Origin of the sequence: Pseudonocardia sp. HH130630-07 (assembly GCF_001698125.1) — a bacterium.
GTDB lineage: Bacteria > Actinomycetota > Actinomycetes > Mycobacteriales > Pseudonocardiaceae > Pseudonocardia.
Window position 1 is genome coordinate 5,244,035 of record NZ_CP013854.1, and the last position, 22,514, is coordinate 5,266,548.

18 protein-coding genes are annotated in these 22,514 nt (G+C 75.6%); 3 read left to right on the forward strand and 15 right to left on the reverse strand.

The annotated features are described in order from the left end of the window. The first annotated feature begins 9 nt into the window (after positions 1–9). Entirely contained in the window at positions 10–1,527 is a 1,518-nt protein-coding gene (locus tag AFB00_RS24885; RefSeq protein WP_068799202.1) for a PucR family transcriptional regulator, read from the forward strand. A gap of 1 nt (position 1,528) precedes the next feature. On the opposite strand, the gene AFB00_RS24890 is transcribed toward AFB00_RS24885, so the two are convergent. From AFB00_RS24890 to AFB00_RS24900, 3 genes are all read right to left on the reverse strand, one after another. Then, a complete protein-coding gene (locus tag AFB00_RS24890) occupies positions 1,529–2,944 on the reverse strand; it encodes a hypothetical protein (protein WP_083275806.1) in 1,416 nt (471 codons plus the stop codon). Positions 2,945–3,270: 326 nt separating this feature from the next. Next, positions 3,271–4,128: an NAD(P)H-binding protein gene (locus tag AFB00_RS24895; RefSeq protein ID WP_068800631.1), complete on the reverse strand. Its 858-nt coding sequence runs from the start codon at positions 4,126–4,128 to the stop codon at positions 3,271–3,273. Then, positions 4,125–4,562, reverse strand: a complete 438-nt coding sequence (locus AFB00_RS24900) for a nuclear transport factor 2 family protein (protein WP_068799203.1) — start codon at positions 4,560–4,562, stop codon at positions 4,125–4,127. The genes AFB00_RS24895 and AFB00_RS24900 overlap by 4 nt, the downstream gene beginning before the upstream one ends. 101 nt (positions 4,563–4,663) lie before the next feature. Between AFB00_RS24900 and AFB00_RS24905 the strand changes: the two genes are divergently transcribed. Further along, positions 4,664–5,458, forward strand: a complete 795-nt coding sequence (locus AFB00_RS24905) for a helix-turn-helix transcriptional regulator (protein ID WP_068799204.1) — start codon at positions 4,664–4,666, stop codon at positions 5,456–5,458. A 76-nt stretch (positions 5,459–5,534) separates the two neighbouring features. On the opposite strand, the gene pgl is transcribed toward AFB00_RS24905, so the two are convergent. Genes pgl through tkt form a run of 6 tightly spaced genes read right to left on the reverse strand, consistent with a single transcriptional unit; the run spans position 5,535 to position 13,786 of the window. Further along, entirely contained in the window at positions 5,535–6,320 is a 786-nt protein-coding gene (pgl, locus tag AFB00_RS24910; protein ID WP_068799205.1) for a 6-phosphogluconolactonase, read from the reverse strand. Beyond that, a complete protein-coding gene (gene opcA / locus AFB00_RS24915; RefSeq protein ID WP_068799206.1) occupies positions 6,317–7,267 on the reverse strand; it encodes a glucose-6-phosphate dehydrogenase assembly protein OpcA in 951 nt (316 codons plus the stop codon). The genes pgl and opcA overlap by 4 nt, the downstream gene beginning before the upstream one ends. 19 nt (positions 7,268–7,286) lie before the next feature. Continuing rightward, the gene (gene zwf, locus AFB00_RS24920; protein ID WP_068799207.1) at positions 7,287–8,831 is read right to left on the reverse strand and encodes a glucose-6-phosphate dehydrogenase; all 1,545 of its coding nucleotides are present in this window, start codon (positions 8,829–8,831) and stop codon (positions 7,287–7,289) included. A gap of 39 nt (positions 8,832–8,870) precedes the next feature. Next, positions 8,871–10,520: a hypothetical protein gene (locus tag AFB00_RS24925; RefSeq protein WP_068799208.1), complete on the reverse strand. Its 1,650-nt coding sequence runs from the start codon at positions 10,518–10,520 to the stop codon at positions 8,871–8,873. After that, positions 10,521–11,630: a transaldolase gene (gene tal, locus AFB00_RS24930; RefSeq protein WP_068799209.1), complete on the reverse strand. Its 1,110-nt coding sequence runs from the start codon at positions 11,628–11,630 to the stop codon at positions 10,521–10,523. A 29-nt stretch (positions 11,631–11,659) separates the two neighbouring features. Beyond that, positions 11,660–13,786 carry a transketolase gene (tkt, locus tag AFB00_RS24935; protein ID WP_442965827.1) on the reverse strand — a complete coding sequence of 709 codons (2,127 nt, stop codon included), beginning with the start codon at positions 13,784–13,786 and terminating at the stop codon, positions 11,660–11,662. 568 nt (positions 13,787–14,354) lie between these two features. Here tkt and AFB00_RS24940 point away from each other — a divergent pair. Further along, on the forward strand, positions 14,355–15,254 hold the full coding sequence (locus AFB00_RS24940; RefSeq protein WP_068800633.1) for a heme o synthase: 900 nt from the start codon (positions 14,355–14,357) through the stop codon (positions 15,252–15,254). Positions 15,255–15,263: 9 nt separating this feature from the next. Here AFB00_RS24940 and AFB00_RS35670 read toward each other — a convergent pair whose 3' ends face one another. Genes AFB00_RS35670 through AFB00_RS24970 form a run of 6 tightly spaced genes read right to left on the reverse strand, consistent with a single transcriptional unit; the run spans position 15,264 to position 22,511 of the window. Next, positions 15,264–16,601, reverse strand: coding sequence for an amidase family protein (locus AFB00_RS35670; protein ID WP_068799210.1), 1,338 nt, complete (start codon positions 16,599–16,601; stop codon positions 15,264–15,266). After that, a complete protein-coding gene (locus AFB00_RS24950; protein WP_068799211.1) occupies positions 16,598–18,631 on the reverse strand; it encodes a S9 family peptidase in 2,034 nt (677 codons plus the stop codon). Before AFB00_RS24950 ends, AFB00_RS35670 begins: the two co-directional genes overlap by 4 nt. Before the next feature lie 20 nt (positions 18,632–18,651). Beyond that, complete coding sequence (locus tag AFB00_RS24955; RefSeq protein WP_068799212.1) at positions 18,652–19,626, reverse strand: quinone oxidoreductase family protein; 975 nt, start codon at positions 19,624–19,626, stop codon at positions 18,652–18,654. Between the two features lie 43 nt (positions 19,627–19,669). After that, positions 19,670–20,524: an ABC transporter permease gene (locus tag AFB00_RS24960; RefSeq protein WP_068799213.1), complete on the reverse strand. Its 855-nt coding sequence runs from the start codon at positions 20,522–20,524 to the stop codon at positions 19,670–19,672. Next, positions 20,521–21,483, reverse strand: coding sequence for an ABC transporter ATP-binding protein (locus tag AFB00_RS24965; protein WP_068799214.1), 963 nt, complete (start codon positions 21,481–21,483; stop codon positions 20,521–20,523). Before AFB00_RS24965 ends, AFB00_RS24960 begins: the two co-directional genes overlap by 4 nt. Continuing rightward, positions 21,480–22,511, reverse strand: a complete 1,032-nt coding sequence (locus tag AFB00_RS24970; protein ID WP_156819716.1) for a LolA family protein — start codon at positions 22,509–22,511, stop codon at positions 21,480–21,482. Before AFB00_RS24970 ends, AFB00_RS24965 begins: the two co-directional genes overlap by 4 nt. Positions 22,512–22,514 lie beyond the last annotated feature (3 nt).

Here is a 22,514-nt window from a genome sequence, read left to right on the forward strand (position 1 = left end):
CCTGCGTCCGTGTATCCGACGGTCGCCGAGATCCTCGACCTGCCCGCGGTCCGGGCCGGGCGTCCGGCCGTGCGGGCGGGGCGGTCCGGGCTGGGGGAGCCCGTGCGCTGGGTGCACGTCAGCGAGCAGCGCGATCCGGCGGGCACGCTCGCGAGCGGGGTCCTCGTGCTGTCGATCGGGGTGCCGGCCGGTGACCCGTCGGTGGCGCCGTCGGCCTACCTCGGCGCGTTGCGCGCGGCCGGGGCGGTGGCGCTGGTCATCGAGCTGGGCCAGCACCTGCGGTCGCTGCCCGCGGACTGGGTGCAGGCCGCCCGCGCGCTGGACCTCCCGCTGGTGGAGCTGCGCCGCACGGTGCGGTTCCTGGAGGTCACCGAGGCGGTGCACGCCCGGGTCGTGACCGAGCAGTACGGCCGCCTGAAGTTCGCCGACCGGGTGGCCGGGGTGTTCCGCGGGCTGTCGGTGCAGGGCGCCGGGCCCGGCCGGATCGTGGGGGAGGCGGCGACCCTGCTGGGGCTGCCGGTGGTGCTGGAGGACGCCGCGCACCGGGTCCTGGAGCTCGCCGGGGGCGGGGCGGCCGACGTGCTGCGCGACTGGACGGCGCGGTCCCGGCGGACCCCGACCGGCGCCCCGCCGCAGGGGGCGGGTGCCGAGGGCTGGGCGTCGGTGCCGGTGGGGCGGCCGGACCGCCGGTGGGGGCGCCTGGTCGTCCCGCTGCGGGCCCAGGACGACGCCGCGGTCCGGATGGTCCTCGACCACGCGGGTGACGCCGTCACGGTCGCCGCTCTGCTGCACGCCGGACCGGAGCGGGCCTCGCAGGACCGGGTGCTCGCCGACCTGCTCGACTGCCCGCCGGCCCGGCGCGCGGATCTCGCCGCCCGGCTGCGCGCCTGCGGGATCCCCGACGGCCCGCTGGCCGTGCTGGTCCTCGTGGCCGGACCGGCCGCGACCGCGGCCCTGCGGACGGCGGTCGATGCGGTCCGGTCGCCGGTGCTCGCCGGGCGGGGTGCCGACGGCGTGCTGGTCGTCCTCGCCGGTGCCACCGCCGTCGACGCCGTGCTCGGCGCCGTGGCACCGGACGCCGCGACGGTCGCCGCCGGGTCCGCCGCCACGGCGCACGAGCTGCCGGAGGTTGTCACCGAGGTGACCCGGGTCGCCCGTGCCGCGGCCGCCGGGCCCGACCCGGCGGCGCACCGGCCGTGGCGGGCCGGTGACCTCGGTGTCCGGGGTCTGCTGTGGGACCTGCGGGACGACGACCGGCTGCTGTCCTACGTAGACGGCGAGCTGGGGCCGCTGCTGCGGCTGCCGACCCGGCGCCGGGCCGGACTGCTGGCCGATGCCCGCGCCTACACCGGCGCGGACGGCGTGGTGACCGCGTTCGCCGAGCGGGCCGGGGTCAGCCGGGCCGCGGCCTACGCGCGGGTGGACCGGCTGTCCGCGGCGCTGGGCCGCGACGTGCGGGACCCGGCGGTCCGGCTGTCACTGACGACGGCGCTGCTGGGGCTCGCGGCGTCCGGGGTGCAGCCGTGACTCACGAGTCGAAGATCGCCCCGTAGGCGGCGACGCCCTGCCGTTCCATCCCGCCGACGACCGCCCAGGTCAGCTTCTTGTTGGACACGCAGACCACGGCGTGGGCGTCGAAGTCGAGCTGCAGCCGGCGGGTCAGGGCCAGTGTGTCGGGCTTGCCGTCGCGGGTGGTGTCCCACACCACCGCGCCGGGATCGATCCGGCGCACGTGCTCGACGAACTCCGCGCCGTAGGTCGCGACCGGGTCGCGGGTCACCCACAGCAGCCGGAACGGCAGCTCGCGCAGCTCCATGACGCTGAACAGCGGCCCGATCCCGCTGCCGGTGGCGACGAACAGGACCCGGTCGAACAGCGACGACGCCGATCCCATCCCGGCGGTCGGGCGTCCCTTGAGCCAGAGGTGCGTCGGCGGGGACTCGATGAACGCCCCGGTCCAGTCCCCGGCGCGGGAGACCACGACCCGGCCCTCACCGGAGTCGCCGGGCCCGATGATGGCGAAGGAGTGCCACTCGGTGAGCGGGGACCGGCTGAACGAGACGAACGAGCCCAGCGGCGTCCAGCGGTCCTGCGGGAACCGGACCGAGATCGCGTGCGACGACAGCCGCTCCGTGGTGATCGGGACGCGCCGCAGCGTCGTCCACGGCCACGCCGCACTCAGCACGACCACGGCGACGACCCACACCTGCCAGGCACCCAGCACGGCGAGCAGCGACCCGCCCGCCACGGCCCAGGTGACGACCGCGGTGTTGCCGACCATCAGGATCAGCAGTCCCCACCCGAGCCAGCGGTGGGTGCGCTCGAACAGGTCGTGCCACCGCTCCCGGACCGGACGCACGGCGCAGGCGACCACCGCGACCAGGGCCACGGCGATCATCCCCGGCAGGACGGCGGCGGGGGCCGGCGCCGTACCGTGCGCCACCGCGACGAACAGGGCGACCGTGGAGACGACGTGCCAGCCGACGCCCGAGCTCGCGGCCCCGACGTGAACGCCGCCGAAGTGCGACACCTTGCCCGCCGACCAGCGCACCGTGTACGGCCAGCTCCGCGGGATCCGCAGCATGGTGCGGAACAGCGCGTTCACCACCAGCCGCTGGCGCATCAGGACGGCGAGCGCCAGGTTGACGAGGGCGAGGTCGGAGGTCGCGGCCGCCACCCGGACCGCCCCGGCACCGGCCCACGACGGGCCGAGCACGACGGCGAGCACCACGTTCACGGTGGCGACGGCCGCGCCGAGCCGGACGTAGGGGCTCAGCCCGGGGTGCTTGAGGGCCGCCCGGACCCGTCGCAGCCGGACGGGGCGCCCGGCGGGCACGGGTGCCGCACCCGGCGGGAGAGCGGGAACGACCGGGTCGACCTCCGGTGGCCGGGCACGGGTGGCCGCCGTACCCCGGGAGTGGTCGACTCCGACGTTGCCGTTCACGCGCTCTCCCCATGCAGCCGCGGCGGCCTGCTCGCGGACGTCTGCTCGACACCGGCCCTCGGCTCCACGCCGGTCGTCGTGCGATCACGAGCGCACGCGGCATCCGGGGGAGCGGAGCACACGTCCCCTTGTCGTCCGATCGGTCCGACCACCAGACCGATCGACTGGGTCGTGCACGACGAATCAAACGCCTGGCGTTGCCGCGCAACGGGTGCACGGGCACCGGGACACGAATGAGGAGGAGTTCCACTCGCGAACCGGTTGATCACGCAAGAACGACACCGGCCGATGGTCGCGAGGCCGATCCGTCGAACCGGGCGTACCGGTCACGGCGCCCACTCGTCCGCGTGCCGGCGGACGAAGTCCTCGAAACTGCGCGGCGCACGCCCGGTCAGCTCCAGGACCGACGTGCTGATCCGCTCGTCGCCGTGGGCCCGGATACCGATCTCGACGGCGGCGAGGCTCTCGGCGAACGCGGGCGGCAGCCCGGCGGCCCGGTTGGCCGCGGCCACCTCGGCGACCTCGACGTCGACCACCCGGACCGGGCGGCCGGTCCCGGCGGTGACGATCGCGGCCGCATCGTGGTAGCTCAGCGCCCGCGGACCGGTGAGCAGGTACTCGTCGTGCGGATCGGGTGCCGGGTCGGACAGCAGCGCGGCCGCCGACGCGGCGATGTCCGCCGCGTCGATCCACCCGACGCCACCGGTACCGGCGGCGGTCCGGATCTCGCCGTCGGCCCTGATCCGCACGGCCATCGGGTGCGGGCGCAGGAAGTTCTGCATGAACGCGGACGGCAGCAGCACCACCCCACCCGGCCGGTTCCGTACCCGGTCGGCGAGCTCCAGCATGCCGGGCGCACCGGGGAACTCGATCGCCGAGCCCAGGAACACCACCTTCCGGACGCCCTGCCGGTCGGCCTCGTCGAGGAACGGCGCCACCCGGACCAGCGGATCGACCTCGAGCGGGGGCGCGACGAGATACACCCGGTCCGTCCCGGCGAGCGCGGCGCGGTGGGTGGCCGGATCGTCCCAGTCGAACACGACGGCATCGGCGTCTGCACCGCCACCGGCGCCGGGGTCCGGGTGCCGGCTGGCCACCCGGACCGGGACGCCCCCGGCGCGCAGCGTCGCGGCGAGCACCCGCCCGGTCTTCCCGGTGCCGCCGGTGACGAGGACGCCGGTCATCGGGCGGCCGCCCACCGGCCGACCGGCTCGGGCAGCGTGCCGGCCGCCGCGGCCGCCGCGACCGGGCTCCAGTGGTCGCGGAAGCGGGTGATCAGACCGTCCTCGACGGTCAGCACCGTGACGTAGTCGATGCGGTAGGCCGCGCCGGTGGCGACCGTCCTGCCCTCGGCGGTGAGCTCCACCACGATCGTGGCGGGATCGCCGGTGGTGTGCACGGTGACGGCCGGGACGGACCGCACGTCGTAGTGGTCCGGGTAGCCGGCCAGGTAGCCGCGGACGGCCTCACGCCCGTCCAGCCGTCGCGGCGAGGCACCGACGGCGAAGGGGAACTCCGCGGTCCCGTCGGGTGCCCACAGGTCGGCGACCGCGTCCATGTCCTTGGCGAGCAGGCGGTCCAGCAGGTGGCGGAGCGTCTCCTCGGGGGTTCGTGTCATGGGTACCAGCCTGTGCGCGACGTCCGGGCGGCGGAACGGACCGGCGAGCCCCGGACCACCGGTCCGTGGCTCCGGCCGCGACGCCGTGCCACCCTGGGAGCGTGAGCAGGGTGGAACTGGCGGACTTCCTGCGCCGGAGGCGGGAGGCTCTGCGCCCCGACGGCGGGCCGGCGCGGCCCCGTCGGCGCACCCCTGGGCTGCGCCGGGAGGAGGTCGCCGAGCGCTCCGGGGTGTCGGTGAGCTACTACGAACGGCTGGAGCAGGCCCGTGCGCCCCGGCCGTCCGCGCAGGTCGTGACCGCACTCGGCCAGGCGCTCCGGCTCACCCCGCCGGAGATCGAACATCTGGCGCGCCTCGCCGGGCTCGCGCCCGACAGCGGTCCGGCGCCGGTGCCCGCCGACGCGCGCCGGCTGCTCGACCGCCTGGGCCCGCTGCCGGCGTACCTGGTCGACGAGCGCCAGGACATCGTGGCGTGGAACCGGGCCGCGGTCGCGCTGATCACCGACTTCGCCCTGCTCGCGCCGGAGGAGCGCAACGTGACCGCGCTGTCGATCCGGTTCGGCGGCACGCTCTGCGCCGAGCCGGCACCGGGCGGGTTCGCCCGTGCACTCGCCGCGGAGCTACGGGCGTCGAGCGCCCGGCGCCGCGCCGACCGCAGGCTGGGCGAGCTGGTCAACGCCTACGCCGCGCACGAGCCGGAGTTCGCCGCCGCCTGGCGGGACCACGACGTCCGGCCCCCGCCGGCGGTCCGCAAGCAGCTCGACCATCCCGAGCTCGGCCCGCTCGACCTGGAGCTGCAGATACTCCAGGTACCGGGCACCGGACTCCGCCTGCACCTCTACACCGCCGAACCCGGCAGCCCCAGCGCCACCGCACTGGCCGCACTGGTTCCCTAGACCGGACCCGCCCCGCCCCGCCGGCGCGTACCGGCCCCGGCTCGGCGGGTGCGGCGAGCCGGGGCGGGTGCGGCGGTCAGGAGCGGGCGGGCCGCACACCCTCCGGGAGCCGGGCGGCGGCGTCGGCGTCGAGGAGCCACCGGGTCCGCTCGGTCCCGCGGGCCCCGGCGACCGGCAGCTCGGTCTCCGGTGTCCCGGTCAGCGCGCCGGCCACCGCCGGTGCCTTCGCCGTTCCGGCGGCGACCACCCACACCTCGCGGGACCGCCGCGCGGCGGCGAGGGTCAGTGAGATGCGGGTCGGCGGCGGCTTCGGGCAGTCGAACACCGGGACCACGGTCGCGGCCTGCTCGTGCACGGCGGGGGAGTCCGGGAACACCGAGAGGGTGTGGCCCTCCTCGCCCATCCCGACCAGGGTCACGTCGAAGGCGGGGATGCCGTCCTCTCCGGGGCCGGCCAGGCCGGCCAGGACCGCGGCGTGGTCCCGCGCCGCCTCCTCGGCCTCCTCGCGGGTGCCGCCGTCGGCCGAGGCGGCCGGCATCGGGTGCACCCGGGCCGGGTCGAGCGGCACGTGGTCCAGCAGGGCCTCGTGGGCCTGCTTCTCGTTGCGGTCGCCGTCGTCGGCGCCGACGAACCGCTCGTCGCCCCAGAAGACGTCCACCGAGCCCCAGTCGACGGCGTCCCGGGCCGGGGACGCGGCGACGTCGCGGAGCAGCTGGATCCCGACGCCACCACCGGTCAGGACGACCCGCGGGACCCGGCCCCGCGCCTGGACGTCGACCAGCGCCGTGATCAACCGCGCCGCCACCGCCGCGGCGAGCGCGTCCGGGCCGGGATGGACGGCGACCTGCACGTCCCCGGTCATGCCTGCACCCGGACCGGGGTACGGCCGCGGCTGACCTGGGAGACGCCCGCCAGCGCCTCGGCGTAGACCTCGTCCGGGTCGAGCCGGCGGAGCTCCTCGGCCAGGCAGTCGGAGACCTCGCGGCGGGCCAGCGCGATCAGCCGCTCGGGCTGGCCGGGCTGGGTCAGCCGGGCCGTCTTCCCGTCCGGGCGGGACAGTTCCACCGTGCCGGAGGCGCGGGTGAGCCGGACCAGCGACAACCCGGCCTCCTTGTCCGTGGGCGAACGCTTCACCTTGACCCCGAGCGCCGCGGCGAGCCAGCCCGCGATCAGCTCGGTGGACGGCGAGACCGTCTCCCCGGCGACCTGGGCCGCGGTGACCGCCTCGTGCGGCGGCACGTCGAGCGCGGCGGCCAGCTGGGCCCGCCAGTGCGTGAGCCGGGTCCAGGTGAGGTCGGTGTCGCCGGGTGCGTAGTCCCGGCGGCGGGCGTCCAGGGCCTTGCCCGGGTTGCGGGAGGCGAGCGCGTCGGTGATCCGGCGCTGGGCGAGCTTGCCCACGGCGTCCTGCGACGGCGTCGACGGCGCCTCGCCGGGCCACCAGGCCACGACCGGGGTGTCCGGGAGCAACAGCGGCATCACCATGCCGGCCCCCGCCTCGTCGGCGGTGAGCGCGCCGTAGCCGCGGAGGACGATCACCTCGGCCGCACCGGCGTCACCGCCGACCCGGATCTGGGCGTCGAGCCGCGGGGACGCCTTGCGCTGCCCCCTGGCCAGCACGATCACCCGGCAGGGGTGCTCGCGGCTGGCCGCGTTGGCGGCGTCTATCGAGCGTTCCAGGTCGGGCCCGTCCTCGGTGACGACGACGAGGGTCAGCACCCGGCCGAGCGCGAACACCCCGCCGGACTCGCGCAGCTCGACCAGCTTGCGGTTGACCGCCGAGGTGTTGCTCGACGGAAGATCGATGATCATTTCGATCGGCTCCTCGGAGTCAGGGCCGGCGCCAGTGGCGGCCGGTACGGGCGAGCATCTCGGCGGACGAGTCCGGGCCCCAGGAACCGGCGGGGTACCCGTCCGGCCCCTGCGGGAGCGACGACCAGTGCTCCAGCACCGGGTCGAGGATCTCCCAGGACCGCTCGACCTCCTCGTTCACGGGGAACAGCGAGGGCTCGCCGAGCAGCACGTCGAGGATCAGGCGCTCGTAGGCCTCGGGCGAGGACTCGGTGAAGGCGTTGCCGTAGCCGAAGTCCATCGTGACGTCGCGGACCTCCATCTGGTTGCCGGGCACCTTGGAGCCGAACCGCATCGTCACCCCCTCGTCCGGCTGGACCCGGATGACCAGGGCGTTCTGCCCCAGCTCCTCGGTCATCGTCTCGTCGAAGGGCAGGTGCGGGGCCCGCTTGAACACCACCGCGATCTCGGTGACCCGCCGGCCGAGCCGCTTGCCGGTGCGCAGGTAGAACGGCACGCCGGCCCACCGCCGGGTCTCGACCTCGCAGGTGATGGCGGCGAAGGTCTCGGTGGTGGACTCGGGGTTGAAGCCCTCCTCCTCCTTGAGCCCGGGGACCTCCTCGCCGCCCTGCCAGCCGCCCTCGTGCTGGCCGCGCGCGGTCGTCTCGTCCAGCGGCTGGGCCAGCCGGACGGCCTTGAGGACCTTGACCTTCTCGGCGCGCAGCTCGTCGGAGGAGAACGACGTCGGCTCCTCCATCGCGGTGAAGGCGAGCAGCTGCAGCAGGTGGTTCTGGATGACGTCGCGGGCGGCGCCGATGCCGTCGTAGTAGCCGGCCCGGCCGCCGAGCCCGATGTCCTCGGCCATCGTGATCTGCACGTGGTCGACGTAGTTCGCGTTCCAGATCGGCTCGAACAGCTGGTTGGCGAACCGCAGGGCCAGGACGTTCTGCACCGTCTCCTTGCCGAGGTAGTGGTCGATGCGGAACACCGAGTCCTCGGGGAAGACGTCGTTGACGATCGCGTTGAGCTCACGGGCCGAGGCCAGGTCGTGGCCGAACGGCTTCTCGATCACCACCCGGCGCCAGACGTCCGGGTCCTCCTGCGCGGACAGCCCGGAGCGGGCGAGCTGCTTGCAGACCACGGGGAACGCCGACGGCGGGACGGACAGGTAGAACGCGTGGTTGCCGCCGGTGCCGCGCTTCTCGTCCAGCTCGCGGACGGTGCGCTCCAGCTCGTCGAACGCGGCGTCGTCGTCGAAGGAGCCCTGCACGAAGCGGAACCCCTCGGCGAGGCGGTCCCAGACCTCCTGCCGGAACGGGGTCCGCGCGTGCTGGCGGACGGCATCGTGCACGACCTGCCCGAAGTCCTCGGCCTTCCAGTCCCGGCGGGCGAACCCGGTGAGGGCGAAACCCGGTGGGAGCAGACCTCTGTTCGCCAGGTCGTAGATCGCCGGCATCAGCTTCTTGCGGGACAGGTCCCCGGTCACGCCGAAGATCACCAGGCCGCACGGGCCGGCGATCCGGGGGAGCCGCTTGTCCCGGGGGTCGCGCAGCGGGTTGACCTGGCTTCCGTTCGCGGTGGGCATCGCTGCTCCGTGCCTTCCTGTGAGGGGTGCGCCTGGGTGTCAGTCCTGGACGGCGCGGGCCAGCGTGACCAGCCCGGTGAGCCGGTCGGTGAGATGCAGCCGCAACACCGGCCGGCCCCGGCGCCGCTGGTCGGAGGCGACCGCACGGGCCTGCGCCGTGTGCAGGCTAGTCAGTCCGGACGGCTCCGGCGCGGTATCCACACCGAACGGATCACCTGTGTCGTCGCCGGGGTCACCGGCGCCGTCGAGACCGCCCCCGGTGAGGTGGCAGTGCACGGCCCGGTCGGGCGCCCCGGTGTCACCGCTGCGGCACCCGGGCGCCCAGCCGAACGCGACCGGCAGCCCGCTGCGGGTGGCCAGCGGCCCGCGCAGCACCGCGACCGAGGCGTCGGACTCGGGGTCGAGCCAGGCGGAGACCGCGAGATGCCCGTCGGCCCCGGCGGTGGCGCAGAGCGCGTCGAGGGCACCGGCGACCGTGTCGACGTCGCGGGGGAGCCAGTCGCCGGCGTGCACCGCGACACCGTCGTCGACGAACAGCGGCTCCGGGTCCGGGCCCCCGTCGGGCCGGGCGGGTACGGCGGCGAACGGGTCGGTGCCCAGGACCCGGGCGGCGAGCGCCGCCGCGGCCTGCCACAGCACGACCGACGCACCGGGCCCGGCGTCGGCCCGCACGGCCCCGGCGCCCGCCACGGGCACCGCACCGGTCCCCGCGGCGTGGACGTCGACGGCGTCGACCGGCACCCCGTCGGCGGTGTCCACACCGGCGGGCAGCACGACCAGCCCGGCCGCCGTCAGCAGCGGGGCCAGCCAGGCGGTGCGGGCCGGGGCCCGCTCCTCGTCGCGCAGCACCAGCACCGAGCCGCGGGCCGCGGCGAGCGCGCCGGCCAGGAGCAGGGCCGGGTTGTCCGGGTCGTCGGCGGCGAGCGTGTCGGCGGTGGCGACCGCCCCCGCCAGGACATCGGTGACGTCGGCCCCGGCCAGCCCGGCCGGCACGAGGCCGAGCGGGCCGAGGGCGCCGAACCGCCCGGGGACGTCGGCGTCGACGGTGACGACCGTGACGTCGAGTGGACCGCCGGGGGTCGGCCGGTCCAGCGGTGACCCGGGCTCGGTCAGGTGGACGGTGCGGGCGGCCAGTTCGTCCGGCCCGATCTCGTCGGCGAGGACGCCGGTGACGGCGCGCCGGACGGCGTCGACCACGGGGTCGTCACCCGCGGGGTCCGCGACGACGAGGACCGTCTCGGTCAGCTCGCCGGACAGGGCCTCGGCGATCTGGACCGGGTCCGCGGAGTCGAGTGCGGTGAGCCGGGGGGTGCCCGACCCGAGCTCCGCGCACAGCCGGGCCGCCGCGACGGCGTCCGGGGTGCCGACGAGCAGCACCCGGTGCGCGCCCGCGACGGCGAACCGCTCGCGCAGGGCGGCGATCTGGCCGAGCACCGGCCGGGACGTGCGGGCGAGATCCACCCAGCCGGTCCGGCCGGTCGCGGCCGGTCCCCAGACGCTGGGGTCGCCGTCGGCCAGCCGGGAGGCGACCGTGCCGCCGGCGAGTTCGCCGGCGATCCGGCGCGCCGCACCGGCGAACGGCTCACCGTCCAGGAGCACCCGCAGCGGAGTGGCCGGGACGGCGGCGGAACCACCGGCGGCGGCGGAGCCGAGTTCGGCCCCGTCGCCGCCGGGAGTGATGTCGGCCAACTACTTCGCGGCGTCGAGCTGCTGGCGGACGGTGTCCTGGAGCTCGGTCCAGGACTTCTCGAACTTCTCGACGCCCTCGTTCTCCAGGGCCAGGAAGACGTCGTCGAGGTCGATGCCGACGCCCTCCAGGTCGGTGAAGACCTGCTGGGAGGCACCGGCGGTGTCGGTCACCCGGTCACCCTCGACCTCGCCGTGGTCGGCGAAGGCCTCCAGCGTCTTCTCCGGCATGGTGTTGACGGTGTTGTCCACCACGAGTTCGGAGACGTAGAGGGTGTCCGGGTAGTCCGGGTTCTTGACGCCGGTGGAGGCCCAGAGCGGCCGCTGGGCGTTCGCACCCTCGGCCGCGAGCGCCTCCCACCGGGCACCGGAGAACGCGTCCCGGTACGCGGCGAAGGCCAGCCGCGAGTTCGCGACCGCGGCCTTCCCGCGCAGGCCGAGCGCCTCGTCCCCGCCGATGCCCTCCAGCCGCTTGTCGATCTCGGAGTCCACACGGGACACGAAGAACGAGCCGACGGAGTGGATCCGGGCCAGCTCCTGGCCGTTCGCCAGGCCCCGCTCCAGACCGGTCAGGTAGGCGTCCATCACGGCCTTGTACCGCTCCACCGAGAAGATCAGCGTGACGTTGACGCTGATGCCCTCCGCGGTCGCGCGGGTGATGGCGGGCAGGCCCGCCTCGGTGGCCGGGATCTTCACCAGCAGGTTGGGCCGGTCGACGGCCTTCCAGATGTCCTGGGCCTGGGCGGTGGTCCGCTCGGTGTCGTGCGCCAGGCGCGGGTCCACCTCCAGCGACACCCGGCCGTCGACGCCGCCGGTGCGCTCCCAGGTACCGGAGAACACGTCGCACGCCTGCTGCACGTCGGCGACGGTGATCTCGCGGATCGCGTCGTCGACGTCGGCGTCGCGCGCGGCGAGCTCACGTACCTGCTCGTCGTAGGCGGCGCCGTCGGCCAGCGCCCCGGCGAAGATCGTCGGGTTGGTCGTGACGCCGACGACGTGCTTGTCGTCGATCAGCCCGGCCAGGTTGCCGCTGCTGAGGCGCTCGCGCGACAGGTCGTCGAGCCAGATGGACACCCCCGCCGCGGCGAGCGCTGCGAGTCGATCGTTGCTCATGGACGTCTCCTTTGCGATCGATGCCGGGTTCAGGCGGACTTCTCGGCCGCGGCGAGGGACTCGCGCGCGGCGGCGGCGACGGTGTCGCCGGTGAATCCGAACTTCTCGAACAGGGTGGCCGCATCGGCGCTGGCGCCGAAGTGCTCGATCGAGACCGACCGGCCGGCGTCGCCGACGTAGGACCGCCACGGCATGGCGATGCCGGCCTCGACCGAGACGCGGGCCCGCACGCCGGACGGGATGACCGACTCGCGGTAGTCGGCGTCCTGCGCCTCGAACCACTCGACGCACGGCATCGAGACCACCCGGGTACCGATGCCCTCGGCCTCCAGGGCCTCCCGGGCCCGCACCGCCAGGTGCAGCTCGGAGCCGGTGGCGATGAGCACCACCTGCAGGGTGCCGGAGGAGGCGTCGGCCAGCACGTACCCACCGCGGGCGACGCCCTCGGCCGAGGTGCCCTCCAGCGTCGGCACGTTCTGGCGGGTCAGCGCGAACCCGACCGGCCCGCCGTCGACCGCCTCGATCGTGGCGCGCCACGCGTAGCTGGTCTCGTTCGCGTCGCCCGGACGGACGACCGAGAGGCCCGGGATCGCGCGCAGCGAGGCCAGGTGCTCGATCGGCTGGTGGGTCGGGCCGTCCTCGCCGAGGCCGATCGAGTCGTGCGTCCACACGTAGATCGGGTTGGTCTTCATCAGGGCGGCCAGCCGCACGGCCGGGCGCATGTAGTCGGAGAAGACCAGGAACGTGCCGCCGTAGGCCCGGGTCGGGCCGTGCAGCGCGATGCCGTTGAGGACCGCACCCATGGCGTGCTCGCGGACACCGAAGTGCAGCGTGCGGCCGTACGGGCTGGTGGTCCAGGTGCTGGTGGCCGCCGACTTCGGGCCGAACGAGTCGACGCCCTTCATCGTGGTGTTGTTCGACTCGGCCAGGTCGGCCGAACCGCCCCACAGCTCGGGCAGCACGTCGGCGACGGCGGCGAGCACCGCGCCGGAGGCCTTGCGGGTGGCGAGGCCCTTCTCGTCGACGTCGAAGGCCGGCAGCGCGTCCGCCCAGCCCTCGGGCAGGCGGCCCGCGACGAGCCGGTCCAGCAGCTTCCTGCGCTCCGGCTCCCGGGCGGACCAGTCGTCGAAGGTGCCCTGCCAGGTGTCGTGCACGGCGCGGGAGCGCTCGCCGACCGAGCGGGTGTGGGCGATGACGTCGTCGGCGACCTCGAAGTCCTGGTCCGGGTCGAAGCCCAGCGCCTCCTTGACCCCGCGGACCTCCTCGTCGCCCAGCGCGGAGCCGTGCGCGGCACCGGTGTTCATCTTCTTGGGCGAGGGGTAACCGATCACGGTGCGCAGCACGACCAGCGACGGCCGGCCGGTCTCGGCCTTCGCGGCCTCGAGCGCGGCGAGGATGCCGGTGACGTTCTCGCCGCCGTCGACCACCTGGACGTGCCAGCCGTACGCCTCGTAGCGCTTGGCGGTGTCCTCGTTGAGGGCGATGTTCGTGTCGTCCTCGATGGAGATCTCGTTCGCGTCGTAGACGACCGTGAGGTTCCCGAGCTCCTGGCGACCGGCGAACGAGGACGCCTCGGAGGTGACGCCCTCCTCGATGTCGCCGTCGGAGGCGATGACGTAGATCTGGTGGTCGAACGGCGAGGCGCCCTCGGGGGCCTCCGGGTCGAACAGGCCCCGCTCCCGGCGGGCGGCGACGGCCATGCCCACGGCGGAGGACAGCCCCTGGCCCAGCGGGCCGGTCGTCATCTCGACACCACGGGTGTGGCCGTACTCCGGGTGCCCCGGGGTGAGCGAGCCCCAGGTGCGGAGCTGCTCCAGGTCCTCGCGCTCCAGGCCGTAGCCGGCGAGGTAGAGCTGGATGTACAGGGTGAGGCTGGAGTGCCCGGCCGAGAGGACGAACCGGTCGCGGCCCATCCAGTCCGGGTCGGCCGGGTCGTGCCGCATGACCCGCTGGAACAGCGTGTAGGCCAGCGGGGCGAGGCTCATCGCGGTGCCCGGGTGGCCGCTGCCGCACTTCTGTACCGCGTCCGCGGCGAGCACGCGGACCGTGTCCACCGCCCTGCGGTCCAGGTCGGTCCAGTCATCGGGCACGTGCGCACGGGTCAGCGCGGCGACGGCGTCGTCCCCGGCGTGGGGAGACGTGCTGGTCTCGGACAAGACGATGACTCCTGTTGCTCGCGTCGGCATGTGACGGTCGTGCCGCGGGTGACGGGTGGGTGCCGCGGCAGGAGGACGGTGCCACACCGGCACCGCGCCACCGGAACACCCCGCGGGTGGATCAGCCCACCACGTGAGCCGGACCATCGCCCGGCGGCACCGTCGCCGCCCCCGGCTGGCAACACCTTACTGCGTCGGGTACCGGGACCGGCGGCTTTGGCGCCGGTCACGATCACCGCACCGGGTGTTCTCCGGGGCGTACCCCGCAGGCCACCGGTGCATGCGACCGGTTAGCATCGACGCGCTGTAGAACTAGAGCGTCGCCGGCCCGGTCGCCGACCTCGGTTCTCGGTACTGGGCCGGAGGGTCGACCACCGCACCGGCGCAGGTTCCCGCACCGTCGAGCCGAGCGAGGTACGAACAGGTGAGCGCACCCGCCTCCCGGCGGAACCGAGCCGTCGACACCGCGACGGCCGGGTTCGCGCCCGCCGAGGTCCCGCCGACCGAGGGGCCCGACGGGCCCCCGGCGGCCGAGGCCCGGCCGGCCACCCCGCCGGCCGCTCCGCCGGTGGGCCGCTGGGCCCGGGTGCGGGCGACCGTGCAGGCCTACCTGGGCCTCACCAAGACGCGGATCATCGAGCAGCTGCTCGTGGTCACCGTCCCGGCGATGTTCCTCGCCCAGCGCGGCGTGCCGTCGCTGTGGCTGATCGTCGCGACCCTGGTCGGCGGCGCCATGGCCGCGGCCGCCGCGCACGCGCTGAACTGCGTCGCCGACGCCGACATCGACCAGAAGATGAAGCGCACCGCACGACGGCCGCTGGCCAAGGGCCAGGTCCCGCCGCGGAACGCGCTGATCTTCGGACTGGTGCTGTCGGCGCTCAGCTCGGTGTGGCTGGGTCTCACCACGAACTGGCTGGCCGCGGCGCTGTCGCTGGCCGCGATCGCGTTCTACGTGCTCGTCTACACGCTGCTGCTCAAGCGGCGGACGTCGCAGAACATCGTCTGGGGCGGGGCCGCGGGCTGCATGCCGGTGGTGATCGGCTGGGCCGCGGTGACCGGCGGGATCGAGTGGCCGGCCCTGGTCATGTTCGGTGTGATCTTCTTCTGGACGCCGCCGCACTTCTGGGCGCTGGCCATGCGCTACCGCGAGGACTACGCGGCCGCCGGGGTACCGATGCTGCCGGTCGTCGCCCCCGCGCAGGCGGTGTCGGTCCGGATCGTGGTCTACAGCTGGGTCATGGTGGCCTGGAGCCTGCTCCTGCTGCCGGTGACGTCCTGGGTGTACCTGGCGGCCGCGCTGCTCGGCGGGGCGTACTTCGTCTTCCGCGCGCACCGGCTGCACTCGGCGGTGAAGGCGGGTGGCGAGGTGTCCCCGATGCCGCTGTTCCACCTGTCGAACATCTACCTGTGCGTGCTGTTCGCGGCGATCGCCGTGGACGCCGCGCTGGGCCTGCCGCTGCTGTTCTGATCCGGGCGTTCAGTCCGGGGCCGGTGCCGCGATCGGGACGTGCCGCACGACGAGGTCGAGCAGCGCCCGGTCGGCGCCCCGGCGGGCCACCAGCTGCAGGCCGACCGGGCAGCCGTCCGGGCCGAGACCGGCGGGGATGCTCACGGCCGGGTGCCCGGAGAGGTTGAACGCCCAGGTGAGGGCGACGTTCATCCGCCCGCCCGGGCCGTCGTGGCCGTGCGGACCGGCCGGTGTCGTCGGCGTGAGCAGCAGATCGACACGGGTGAACAGCTCGTCGAGCGCCCGGTCGTTCGCCGCGCGCAGTGCGCGGGCGGCGCGGAGATCCGGGTTCCCGGGCTCGCGCAGCGCGAACCACGCGGCCGCCGGGTCACGCAGGGTCGGACCCCCCGACCGCGATCCCGCCCCCGCCCGCTGCACGGGATCCGGGTCCGCGCACGGGGCCGGGCCCGATGCGGACCCGGGGATCTCCTGCGGAGCCGGTGGTCCCGGTCTGCCGCCGTCCGCGTCACCGGCGGCCGGGTCCGGCGGCTCGGCGAGTGTGGCCGCCCGGATGAGCCGGACCGCCGCCGCGCGTGCGACGGCGCACGTCGCCGGGTCCGTGTCGGTCGCGGCGAACCCCAGGTCCGCCGACCATGCCGCCACCCGGAACCCGGTCGCACCAGGTCCCGGATCGCACCCGGCGTCCCGGTCGGCGGTGCAGCGGCTGCGGGTCGGGCCGGGTCGCGCGGGGTCGTGCGGCCGGTGGCGGTGCGCACTGCGGCCGCACCCGGGCTCGTCGCGCGCCGGGCCGGGTGCCGGCGCACCAGGTCCGACCGCATCCAGCCAGGCCGTCAGCAACGAGGGATCGCGTACGAGGACCCCCGGCGTCGCCAGACCGGACGCGTCGGTGCCCGGGACGAGACCGGTCGTCGGCTTGTAGCCGATGACCCCGCACCAGGCGGCCGGGATCCGGACGGACCCGGCTCCGTCGGACCCGGTGGCGAGCGGCACCACACCGGCCGCGACCGCCGCAGCGGACCCCGCCGAGGACCCACCGGGGGAGCGGTCGCCGCGCCACGGGTTGCGGGTCGGCCCCCGGTCGGTCCAGCCCCAGGTCTGGTGGCCCGCGCCACGGGGCACCGAGGTGGCCCCGACCGGCACCGCTCCGGCGTCGAGCAGCCGGCGTACCGCCGGGGTGCCGTACCCGCCGGTGCCCTTGACGGCGATCGGCAGGCCGTCGAGCGCACCACCGGACGCGGCGGTGGCCGTGCGGCGGGGCTCCTCGACCGACACGAACGCCCGCAGCCACGGATCGGCCCGGTCACGGCGTTCCCGGGCCGCGGCGACCGCGTCCGGACCGGTGCTCACCGCAGCAGGTCCGGCGTCTCCCACTCCGCTCCGTGCAGGTGCACCGCCAGGAACGCGAAGACGGTCTCGTACCAGAGTTTCGCGTGGTTCGGCGCGAGCACCCAGTGGTTCTCGTCCGGGAAGTACAGGAACCGGTGCGGGTTGGCCTCCGGGTCGGGCCGGCGGGACACCAGGTCCCACCACAGCCGCAGGCCCTCGCCGATCGGGACGCGGTGGTCGCGGTCGCCGTGGATCACCAGCATCGGGGTGGTGACGGCGTCGGCGTGCCGGTGCGGGCTGTTCGCCAGCGCCATCTCCGGGGTCATCTCGGTCAGCCAGTAGCCGGCGTGGTCGGTCGTGGGGCCGAACTGGTCCAGGGCCCAGAGGCTCGCGTGGGTGACGATCGCGGCGAAGCGGTCGGTGTGCCCGGCCACCCAGTTCGCCATGTAGCCGCCGAACGAGCCGCCCATCGCCGCCGTGCGGGTGCCGTCGACGTCCGGCCGCGCGACGACGGCGTCGGTCACGGCCATCAGGTCGGTGTACGGCGGGCCGCCCCAGCGGCCCCAGCCGCGCTGCACGAACTCGTAGCCATAGCCGGTGGACAGGGCCGGGTCGGGCAGCAGCACGGCGTACCCGCGGGCCGCCATCAACCAGGGGTTCCACCGCCAGGTCCAGGCGTTCCAGCTGCTGATCGGGCCGCCGTGGATCCACAGCAGCAGCGGTGCCGGGGCGTCGGGCCCCGCACCGTGCGGGAGCACCAGCCAGGCCCGGACCCGGGTGCCGTCCGCGGTGGTCGTCTCGGTCTCGGTCAGCGTGCCGGGCAGCTCGACCGGCGGGATCGGCCCGCGCAGGTGGACCGGCAGCGTCCCCGGACGGGCGGCGTCGACCCGGACCGGTGCGGGTGCGGCGTCGTAGGCGCTGCGCAGGGCGTACACCCAGTGCCCGTCCGGGCTCGGGACCGGGTCGGTGTAGCAGCCGTGGTCGTCGGTGAGCCGGGTGACCCGGTCCGCACCGGGTGTGCCACCGAGGTCGATGCGGAACAGCGGGCCGCGGCCGTCCTCGTCGGCGGTGACGACCAGCGCCGCGGAGTCCGCCGTCCAGCGCACGGCCGACGGCATCCGGTCCCAGTGCGGCGCGACCGGGCGGACGGCACCACCGGCGAGGGGGACCAGGACCAGGTCCACCCGCGGTGCGGCCGAGGGGGTGGAGACCCGCTCGCGGACCACGACGACGGCGCCGCCGCTGGGGGCGATCCGCGGGCCGGAGTACTCGTGCTCGTCGTCGCGGAGCAGCTCGCGCCGCTGCCCGGTCGCCACGTCGACGACGACCACGCCGGGCCGCGTCCGGCCGTACCCGGCCGCGAAGGACCAGCCGGTCACGACCTGCGTGCCGTCCGGCGTGACGTCGAACCGGGCCTGGTCCAGCGCCCGTCCCGGCTCGGGGGTGAGGTCGGTCCAGTCGTCCCCGTCCCGCACGAGCAGCCGGTTCTGCGCGGGGCCGAGATCGCGGTCCCAGTACCGCACCGGGTAGCCGGTGTGCAGGATCGCGGTCACCCGCGCGTCGCTGCGGGCCGACCGGCGGGTCTCGTCGTCCTCCCCGGTGACGGCTCCGGGCAGGGTCGGCGACGACACGACCAGGGTGCCCGAGTCCCGGGCGACGACGGCGTCGTCGATCCCGCCCGGCCGCCCGCCCGCCGGGTGGGCCTCCCCGCCGTCCGCGGGCAGGCACCACAGCCCGGCCGGCGGGTCGGTGTCCGACGTGCTGTCCGGATCCGGTCGTGCCGAACGGAACAGCAGGTCCCCGTCCGGGGTGAACACCGGGCCCGACTCGCCCGCCGCGCCCCGGGTCAACCGGCGGGCCGGTGCCGTGCCGGACGGGTCGATCTCCCACAGCGCGGTCCGGTAGCGGGCCCCGTCGGCCTCCAGCTCGGCGACCCCGGTCACCAGCCGGGTGCCGTCCGGGGACAGGGCCAGGCCGGCGAGCCGGGGGAGCGCCACGTAGGCGTCGAGATCGTGGAACGGGGTCTGCGGGGTGTCCGCGGCGCTCGGCACACCCGTTCCTACCACCCCGGTCAGGACGGCAGCAGCAGCACCTTGCCGGTCGTGCGGCGGCCCTGCAGGTCCTCGTGCGCGGTGCGGGCCTGCTCCAGCGGGTAGCGGTGCCCGATCCGGACGTCGAGGCGGCCGGCCGCGACCTCGGAGTAGACCGCGGCCGCCTTCGCCCGCAGCGCAGCGGTGGTGTCCACGAAGTCGAACAGCTTCGGGCGGGTCAGGAACACCGATCCGGCGGAGTTGAGCCGCTGCGGGTCCACCGGCGGCACCGGACCGGACGCGGCGCCGAACAGCACCAGCATGCCGCGCTTGCGCAGCGTGGCGAGACTCGCGTCGAACGTCGTGGCCCCGACGCTGTCGAACGCGGCGTGCACCCCCTCGCCGCCGGTCAGCTCGCGGACGGCGGCGGCGAGGTCGTCGACCCGGGTGTAGTCGATCACCTCGGCGGCACCGGCGCCGCGCGCCAGCTCGGCCTTCTCCGCGCTCGACGTGGTCGCGATCACCCGGGCGCCCTTCGCGGCGGCCAGCTGGGTGAGCAGCAGCCCGACCCCGCCCGCCGCGGCGTGCACCAGCACCGTCTCGCCGCCGGAGAGCGGGAACGTGTCGTTGACCAGGAAGTGCGCGGTCATCCCCTGGAGCAGGGACCCGACCGCGACGTCGTCGGGCACCGCGTCCGGAACCGGGACGGCCTTGTCCCACGGCACCGCGACCTGCTCGGCGTAGCTGCCGAGGGTCTCGGCCCAGGCGATGCGGTCCCCGGCCGCGACCCCGCTCACCCCCTCGCCGAGCGCGGTCACCCGGCCCGCACCCTCCAGGCCGGGGGTGTAGGGCGTCGGCATCGGGTAGATGCCCTCGCGCTGGTAGGTGTCGATGTAGTTCACGCCGGCCGCAGCGACCTCGACGAGCACCTCTCCCGGGCCCGGGGCCGGGACGTCGACGTCCGCGACCTCCAGCACCTCGGGCCCGCCGGCCTTCGTGACCCGCACCGCACGCATGTGTCCTCCTCGATCGGCTCCGCTGACGCCCGTGATCATGCCCTCACACGTCGCGGCGCAGCATCCGGAGCACCAGCACGACCGCCCCGGTGGCCAGGTAGCCGAGCGCGACCAGGGCGCTGCGGACCAGCTCGCCCGGTGGCAACGGGTCGCGCAGCACGTCCGCCGCCGCGCCCCAGCCGGTGGTGAGCAGCCACGGCCGCAGCGGTTCCAGCGCCGGGACGGCGGCGAGCACCCCGAACAGGATCAGCCCGCCCAGCACCGACGACACCACGACCAGCGGATGCTTGGTGCACGCCGACACCGCCAGCGCGACGGCCCCGACCGCGGCCAGCTGCACCAGCGTCCAGCCCGCCGCGATCGTGACCCGGCCCAGCGCGTCGGGCAGCGACAGGACGGTGCCGGACAGGGTGAGCAGCGACCCGCCGTCGCCGGTGGCGAGCACGACCGGCGGACCGATCAGCGTCGCGCCGGTGAGCAGCCCGGACAGGGTGACCAGGCCGACCGCGACGGCCGCGACCACGAGCACCCCGAACGCCTTCGCGGCGACCAGGCGCAGCCGGCCGACCGGCGCGAGCAGCAGCCCGCGCAGGGTGCCGTGCTGGCTCTCCCCGGCGATGGCGTCCGCGGCGGCCACCGCGACGACGAGCGGGAGCAGCAGGGTCAGCAGGATCGACAGCGCGGCGACGGGGAGGGTCAGGCCGTTGCCGGTGACCTCGCTGAGCAGGCTGCGCCGGGGCCGGTCGGAGAGCACGATCCCGATCCCGATCAGCACCGGCACGGCGGTGAGCAGCAGGAGCATCACCCAGGTGCGGGGACGGCGCAGCACCCAGCGCAGTTCGGCGCCGAGCAGGCGGGTCCAGGAGGCCGGGCGCGGCGCGGCGTCGACGGCGGTCACGACTCGGTGATCCGGGTGAACAGCGTCTCCAGGTCCGGACGGTGCCGCCGCAGCCCGTGCACCGGGACCTCGGCCCGGACCAGTGCGGCGAACATCTCCGGCGCCGGCGGGCCGTCGGACACCAGCACGCCCGCCGCGTCGGCGCGGGCGGTGGCGCCGAGCGCCTGCAGGGTGTGCAGCGCCCCGGGCACGTCGGCGGTGGCGATCTCCCAGCCGCCGGCCACGGCGTCCAGCAGCCGGTCCAGCCGGCCGGACGCGAGCAGCGAACCGTGCTTGAGCACGGCCACGTGCGAGCAGACCGCCTCGACCTCGGCGAGCAGGTGCGAGGACAGCAGCACCGTCGCACCGGCGTCCCGCAGCTGGGCGACGACGGCCCGCACCTCCCGGGTGCCCGCCGGGTCGAGGCCGTTGGTCGGCTCGTCGAGCACGACCAGGCGGCGCGGCACCAGCAGGGCGGCGGCCAGCCCGAGGCGCTGTTTCATCCCCAGCGAGTAGCCGCGGAAGCGGCGACCGGCGGCGGCGGTGAGACCGACCCGGTCGAGCGCGGTCTCCACCGCCGGGCGGATCTGCCCGGCGGCCAGTCGTGGCTCCACGGCGGCGACCCGGCGCAGGTTCTCCCGGCCGCTGAGGAAGGGATGGAACCCGGGCCCCTCGACCAGCGCCCCGACGTCGGGCAGCGCCGCGGGCAGCCCCTCGGGGACCGGACGGCCGAGCAGCTCCACGGTGCCCGAGGTGGGCCGGGTCAGGCCGAGCAGCATCCGGATCAGGGTGGTCTTGCCGGAGCCGTTGGGCCCGAGCATCCCGAACACCGAGCCGGCGGGGACGTCGAGGTCGACGCCGTCGACCGCGGTGACGGAGCCGAAGACCTTGCGCAGGTCCCGCACCCGGGCGGCGGGTGCGGCGGGTACGGGATCGGTGCCGGGCCCGGCCGTGGCGGGGTCGAGGTCGGTACTGCTCACCGGGCGAGTGCCGCGCCCAGCACGTCGGTCCCGACGGCACCGGCGGCGAACCGGCCGTCGTCGGTCAGGATCGCCGATCCGGCGGCCGTGGTGATCGCGTGCCCGCTGCCCCACGGCCCGGATACCGGGGCGCCGACCGCCGCCGGGTCCACCCGCTCGGTCCCCTCGCCGGACGGCACGCTCCCGACGGCGACGGCGTCCCAGCCGTCACCGACGGTGCGGGGCCGCTCGCGGTCGCCGGGGCGGCCGTCGGGGCGTGGTTCGCGGGCCGGTGCGTCCTGCACCGTGGCGCCGGGCGGTGGGGTGAAGGTGAACAGCGCCGGGTCCTGCGGCCCGACGGTGACGTCGTCGAACCCGGCCCGCAGGACGGGTTCGGGCCCGGCGCCGAGCACGCTCAGCTCGAGCGGCATGCGGGTCTCGGCGTCCACCGCCGCCCGGACCTCGCGCAGCACGGTGCGCTCGCCCGGCCGCGGGGCCAGCACCAGTGTGTACGCCGGCCGGCCCGCGACCTCGGTGGTGCCGTCGACCGTGACCACGCTGCTGTCGCGCAGCGACGCCACGATCTCCCGGGCCCGCGCCTGCGGGTCCGCGCCCTGCGCGTCGGTGGACTCCCCGCCGGGCTTCGCCGGGATCCGGGTGGCGGTGCGGTCGCCGGAGTCGTAGGCCCAGGTGACGGCGCCGTCGCGGACGTAGGTGCGCTCGCCGTCGGGCCGGGGGAGTGCGAGGCGCCCGCGGCCGGTGCCGTCGGACCACACCCGTGCGGTCGACGCGCCGTCGGTGAGCGCACCCTCGGGGGCACCGGGGATGGCGGGCAGGCCGAGCCGGTTGTCCACGGCCACCGTGCCCGCCAGCGCCACCGGCTCCGCGTCGAGCACCGACGCGACGAGCTCCTCGGGGGTGACCGGCGGGAGCTCCGGCGCCGCCGAGGCACTCCGTGCCCCGGCGATCCCGGCGGTGGTGGCGACGGCCAGCGTGACGGCGAGCGCGGCGACGGCACCGCGCCGCAGCGACCGGGATCGGGAGGTCATGAC